Below are 6,234 nucleotides of genomic sequence, written 5' to 3'. Positions count from 1 at the left end.
CGTGTCCGCGGGCGACATCGTGCACGGCCAGTACGAGGTCGTGGGCTGTCTGGCGCACGGCGGGCTCGGCTGGGTGTATCTGGCCGTCGACCGCGCGGTGTCCGACCGCTGGGTGGTCCTCAAGGGCCTGCTCGACACGGGCGACCAGGACGCGATGGCGGCCGCGATCTCCGAGCGCCGCTTCCTCGCCGAGATCGAGCACGCCAACATCGTGCGGATCTACAACTTCGTCGAGCACCTCGACCAGCGCACCGGCTCCCTCGACGGCTACATCGTCATGGAGTACGTCGGCGGCAAGTCACTGAAGGAGATCGCCAACGACCGTCGTACGGGGGCCGGGAAGCGGGACCCGCTGCCGGTGGAGCAGGCGTGCGCGTACGGCATCGAGGCGCTTGAGGCGCTCGGCCATCTGCACAGCCGCAACCTGCTGTACTGCGACTTCAAGGTCGACAACGCGATCCAGACCGAGGACCAGCTCAAGCTGATCGACATGGGCGCGGTGCGCAGGATGGACGACGACGAGTCGGCCATCTACGGCACGGTGGGCTACCAGGCGCCGGAGGTGGCCGAGGTCGGCCCGTCGGTCGCCTCCGACCTCTACACGGTGGCCCGGACGCTGGCCGTGATGACCTTCGACTTCCAGGGCTACACGAACGTGTTCGTGGACTCCCTGCCGGACCCGGACAACATCGAGGTCTTCCGCCAGTACGAGTCGTTCTACCGGCTCCTGGTGCGGGCCACCGATCCCGACCCGGCCCGCCGGTTCGCCTCCGCGCAGGAGATGGCCGAGCAGCTGACCGGCGTGCTGCGCGAGGTCGTCTCCGTCCAGACCGGCCGCGCCCGTCCCTCGCTCTCCACCCTGTTCGGGCCCGAACTCAAGGTCACGGACACGGAGTTGTTCGGAAAGATGGACGGGGACGTGTCGCGTCTCGGAGCGCGGGTCGTGCCGGTGGGTCGTCGGCAACGAGCGCTGCCCGTAGCCAACGGTGGTGGACTCGCCATCACTTCGGGCGCCGCCGCGGCCCCCGTCGGCACCGGCAGCCTGGTCAGGCCCGTCCCGGCCGCCGCCACCGCACTCGCGCTGCCCGTTCCCCGGGTCGACCCGGGCGACCCCAACGCCGGTTTCCTCGCCGGGCTCATGGCCTCCGCGCCCGCGGAGCTGATCACCGCACTGCACGCGGCGCCCACCGGTTCCGTGGAGCTGCGCCTGCGCGAGTTGCGGGCGCGTCTGGAGATGGGCGAACTGACCGCCGCGGCCAGGGCACTTGAGGCACTGGAAGCTGACCAGCCGGACGACTGGCGGGTGGTCTGGTACCGGGGCGTCGCGGCGCTCGCGAACGGCGAGCAGGAGACCGCGGCGCTGTCCTTCGACGCGATCTACGACGCGTTCCCCGGCGAGCCGGCGCCCAAGCTGGCCCTCGGCGTATGCGCGGAGGTCCTCGGGCAGCTGGACAACGCCGCCGAGTACTACCGCCTGGTGTGGACGACCGACCCCAGCTATGTGAGTTCGGCGTTCGGCCTGGCCCGCGTGCAGCTCGCCTCGGGCGACCGCCGTGGCGCCGTACACACACTGGAATCCGTACCGGAGTCGTCGATCCACTACACGGCGGCGCGGGTCGCGGCCGTGCGGGCGCGGCTGCGGCAGCGACTCGCCGAGGAGGCGCCCGCCGCGCCGTTCCTCGACGAGCTGACGGCGGCCGCGGGGCAGGTCGAGGCGCTGGGCGGATACGGTCTCGACGCGGTGCGACGCGAGCAGTTGTCCACAGAAGTACTGGGCTGCGCCCTGGACTGGGTACTCTCCGGTAGCCAGGTGTCCGTTCCGGCCTCCGGCGGTGGACGTGCGCTGCTCGGCAGCGAGCTGGACGAGCGCGGCCTCCGCTTCGGTCTGGAGCGCTCGTACCGGACGCTGGCCCGCCTCGCTCAGGGCGGCGAGGAGAGGATCGATCTGGTGGAACGTGCAAACCGTTACCGCCCCCGGACGTGGGTGTGATTGATGTCCCAGATGCCCCAACCGACGGCCCTTTCGCGGTGCCCCAGTTGCGAGGAGCCGCTGGAGGCGGGTGACCGCTTCTGCGGTGCGTGCGGGTACGACCTGTCGGCGGTGCCCGCACCGCCGCGGGACGAGCCGACGATCACCGCGAACGGCACGTCGCCGCACCCTCCTTCGGCCGTCCCGTCCGTGGACTGGCCCGTCGCGCCGGAGGTGGACAGCTCCCACACACCGGCGCCGGTGCACCGGGCGGCCGACATCCAGGGCACCGACTCGGGCGGCTCCGAACTCCCGCATCCGGCGGGCGAATCCGCGGGCGTACGGTTCGACAGGCCGCGCGAGCCGGAGGAGTACCCCTTGGCGCCCCCGGCCGAAGTGCCCTCCGCACCCCTCGCCGATCCGCGCACCGCCGAGCTCGCGACACCCGCCGCGGGCACCAGGCTGTGCGTCGCCTGCCGCTCGGGCAGTGTCGACAGCGACGGCTACTGCGAGAACTGCGGGCACGCGCAGCCGCGCGAACGCGATCACATGGAGCAGGAGTTGAGCGCGGTCTCCGCGGTCAGCGACCGGGGCCTGCGCCACCACCGCAACGAGGACGCGTTCGCGATCTCCTCGGCCGCGCTGCCCGACGGCTCACCCGCGGTCGTGGCGATCGTCTGCGACGGCGTCTCCTCGGCGACCCGCCCCGACGAGGCCTCGCTCGCCGCGTCCCGGGCGGCCAACGAAGCACTCCTGGCGGCCCTGCCGCTCGGTACGCATCCGCAGCAGGCGATGCACGAGGCGATCATCGCCGCCTCGGAGGCCGTCAACTCCCTCGCGGACGCGCCCGCTTCGCACGACGAGCACGCCCCGCACGTGAACGCGCCCGCCTGCACCCTCGTCGGCGCCGTCGTCACCCCCACCCTGCTGATCATCGGCTGGGTCGGCGACAGCCGCGCCTACTGGGTCCCCGTCGACCGCGCCTCGCCCCCGGCCCGCCTCACCGAGGACGACTCGTGGGCGGCGCAGATGGTCGCCGCGGGCCTGATGAACGAGGCGGAGGCGTACGCCGACGAGCGCGCCCACGCCATCACGGGCTGGCTCGGCGCCGACTCCTACGAACTGGAGCCGCACACCGCTTCCTTCAAGCCGGACCGGCCGGGTGTAGTGGTGGTGTGCACCGACGGGCTGTGGAACTACGCGGAGGCGGCCGAGCACCTGGCCGAGGTCGTACCCCTCGACGCCGCCGAGCGTCCACTGCACAGCGCGCAGGTCCTGGTCGGCCACGCCCTGGACGGCGGGGGCCACGACAACGTAACAGTGGCGGTCCTGCCGTTCCCGGCCCCCGCGCAGGGGGCAGGATCGGCCTGAGGCCGCGAACGGGGAGCGGCCTCGGACCGGAGGGGACCGGTCCGGACACAGTCATCACCCCGTAGTACCTACGTACTACGGGGGCCTTGAGGGGGACGAAGAAGGCATGGCCAATTTCTCGAAGTCGAACGTGCCGCAGTTCTCGGTCGACGTCTACCAGAACGAGTACCTGCCCGACGGCGCCCGCGAGGTCAGCGCGATCGTCACGGTGAGCGCGACGGGCGGCGGCACCATCGGAAGCGCGGTCGCCGCGCCCCACCTGTACACCGCCGGGCAGGGGCCCGACGCCGCCGTGGCGATCATGGTCGACTGTTCGGGCTCGATGGACTACCCGCCGACCAAGATGCGCAACGCCCGGGACGCGACGGCCGCCGCGATCGACACCGTGCGCGACGGGGTGCACTTCGCGGTGATCGGCGGCACGCACGTCGCCAAGGAGGTCTATCCGGGCGGCGGCCGGCTCGCGGTCGCCGACGCGACGAGCCGCGAGCAGGCCAAGCAGGCGCTGCGCAAGCTGACCGCCGGCGGCGGTACGGCGATCGGCACCTGGCTGCGCCTCGCCGACCGCCTGCTGTCCTCGGCGGACGTCTCGATCCGGCACGGCATCCTGCTCACCGACGGCCGCAACGAACACGAGTCACCGGAGGATCTGAAGGCCGCCCTGGACTCCTGTGCCGGGCGTTTCACCTGTGACGCGCGCGGTGTCGGTACGGACTGGGAGGTCAAGGAGGTCACCGGGATCGCCTCGGCGCTGCTCGGCACCTCCGACATCGTCGCCGACCCGGCCGCCCTCGCCGCCGACTTCACGCGCATGATGGAGTCGGCCATGGGCAAGGAGGTCGCGGACGTCGCGCTGCGGCTGTGGACGCCCGTCGGCACGGAGATCAAGTTCGTCAAGCAGGTCGCCCCCACCGTCGAGGAGCTGACCGGCCGCCGTACCGAGGCGGGCCCACGTGCCGGTGACTACCCGACCGGCTCCTGGGGCGACGAGTCCCGCGACTACCACGTGTGCGTGGAGGTCCCCGCGGCCGGCCTCGGCCAGGAGATGCTGGCCGCCCGCGTCTCGCTGGTGATCCCGCAGAGCGACGGCAGCGTGCAGAGCCTCGGCGCGCAGGGGCTCGTACGAGCGGTGTGGACCGACGACATGGCGGCTTCCACGTCGATCAATCCACAGGTCGCGCACTACACCGGTCAGGCGGAACTGGCACAAGCCATCCAACAAGGCCTGGACGCCCGCAAAATGGGAGATGTCGACGGGGCAACGGCCAAGCTGGGACGTGCCGTTCAGCTCGCGAGCGCTTCGGGCAACGCCGATACTGCGAAACTGCTTGCGAAGGTGGTGGACGTGGTCGATGCCGCTGCAGGTACTGTGCGATTGAAGGCAAGGGTCGAGGAAGCAGACGAAATGACCCTTGAGACACGGTCCACAAAGACTGTTCGTGTAAAGAAGTAAGCGAGCCCGGCTCTCCCAGGAGCCGGAGTAACCCGGCCCTACCGGCCGGAAAAGGAGAGGGGGAAGCGCCGACATGCCGACCTGCCCGAACGGACACCAGTCGGGTTCCGACGACTGGTGCGAGGTCTGCGGTCACCGCATGGCCGGTGCCGTGCCCCCGCCCCCTCCACCACCGCCGCCCGCGGCCGGTTACGGCTATCCGTCGCCGCCCGGCCCCGGTGGCCCCGGAGGACGTGCGCACCTCTCCGCCGTGCCCGACCCCGTTCCGGAGTTCTGCCCGCAGTGCCGTACGCCCCGTGAGGGCGCAGCGCCGTTCTGCGAGCAGTGCCGGTGGAACTTCCTCACCAACACGGCGACCTCGTACACGCCTGCCGCGCCACGCCCGCAGGGGCCGCTGCCGGGGTCACCCGGCGGCCCCGGGGGACCTGGCGGCTCTCCCGGAGGCCCCGGCGGACCTGGCGGTCCTGGGAGCCCGAATCCGGCGCAGCGATTCCAGCAGGGACCGCCCACCGGTCCTGGTCCCGGTCCTGGTCCTGGTCCTGGTCCTGGTCCTGGTCCTGGTCAGGATCCGTACGAGTACCAGGGCTCGCGGCCCTCGCAGGTGAACCGCCCCGCCGAACCGATTCCGCCGGGTCCGCCCGCCCCGTACGGCGGCGGCCCCTCGCCCTTCGGCGACCCGTCACGTCCGGTCCCGCCGCCCCCCGGGCCGACACCCGGCGGCCCCGACGCCCGGCAGGCCTTCACCCAGCAGCCGGCCTCGCCCGGGTACCCCCAGACCACCCAGCCCGGGCCTCCCGGCCCGCCCTTCGGCGGCGGTGACGACGACTGGGTGATCTCCCCGCCGTCCGCGGGCAGCCCCGGCGGGCCGGGCACGCAGGCCCACCCCGGCGGCCCGAACGGTCCCGGCCCGGCCCAGGGCGGCGGCTACGGCTACCCGCAGCCCGGCTCGACCCAGGCACCGCCCGGCACCCGCCCGCCCTACCAGCAGCAGCCGCTGTCCTGGACCGTGACGATCGGTCCCGACCGCGAGTACTTCATGGCGATGATGCAGCGCTCGGGCCCCGAGGCCGCGGGCCTGAACCTGCCCGCGTACTCGCCCGAGCAGCAGCGCCCGCTCACCGGCAACCAGATGACGATCGGCCGCCGCCGGCACTCCACCGGCGAGTCCCCCGACATCGACCTGTCGGTGCCCCCGGAGGATCCCGGCGTCTCGCACCAGCACGCGGTCCTGGTCCAGCAGCCGGACGGCAGCTGGGCGGTCGTCGACCAGAACTCGACGAACGGGACCACGGTCAACGGCGGCGAGGAACCCATCCAGCCCTTCGTGCCGATACCCCTCCAGGACGGCGACCGGGTACACGTGGGCGCCTGGACGACGATCACCATCAGGCGGGGCTGACAGCACGGCCGGCGTCAGCACGGCCGGCGTCAGCACGGCCGG

The 6,234-nt window shown here is 72.3% G+C and carries 4 protein-coding genes; all 4 read left to right on the top strand.

Going from position 1 to position 6,234, the window contains the following annotated elements; genetic code table 11:
* The coding region (locus ACFWP7_RS00805) for a tetratricopeptide repeat protein (RefSeq protein ID WP_384373787.1) at positions 1-1,990 on the top strand (1,990 nt) is incomplete at its 5' end.
* Entirely contained in the window at positions 1,991-3,340 is a 1,350-nt protein-coding gene (locus tag ACFWP7_RS00800; protein WP_384373784.1) for a PP2C family serine/threonine-protein phosphatase, read from the top strand.
* Between the two features lie 106 nt (positions 3,341-3,446).
* Positions 3,447-4,793 carry a VWA domain-containing protein gene (locus ACFWP7_RS00795; protein ID WP_384373781.1) on the top strand — a complete coding sequence of 449 codons (1,347 nt, stop codon included), beginning with the start codon at positions 3,447-3,449 and terminating at the stop codon, positions 4,791-4,793.
* 73 nt (positions 4,794-4,866) lie between these two features.
* Entirely contained in the window at positions 4,867-6,192 is a 1,326-nt protein-coding gene (locus ACFWP7_RS00790) for an FHA domain-containing protein (protein WP_384373778.1), read from the top strand.
* The last annotated feature ends 42 nt before the right edge of the window (positions 6,193-6,234 follow it).

Origin of the sequence: Streptomyces sp. NPDC058470, from assembly GCF_042721055.1 — a bacterium.
In the GTDB taxonomy this organism is placed as follows: domain Bacteria; phylum Actinomycetota; class Actinomycetes; order Streptomycetales; family Streptomycetaceae; genus Streptomyces.
The sequence above is the reverse complement of the archived record's forward strand: the minus strand, read 5'-3'. Positions and strand labels throughout refer to the sequence as shown.

Coding starts and splice junctions, on each gene's coding strand:
- ACFWP7_RS00790 (WP_384373778.1), top strand. CDS start 4,867: ATGCCGACCTGCCCGAACGGACACCAGTCGGGTTCCGACGACTGGTGC.
- ACFWP7_RS00795 (WP_384373781.1), top strand. CDS start 3,447: ATGGCCAATTTCTCGAAGTCGAACGTGCCGCAGTTCTCGGTCGACGTC.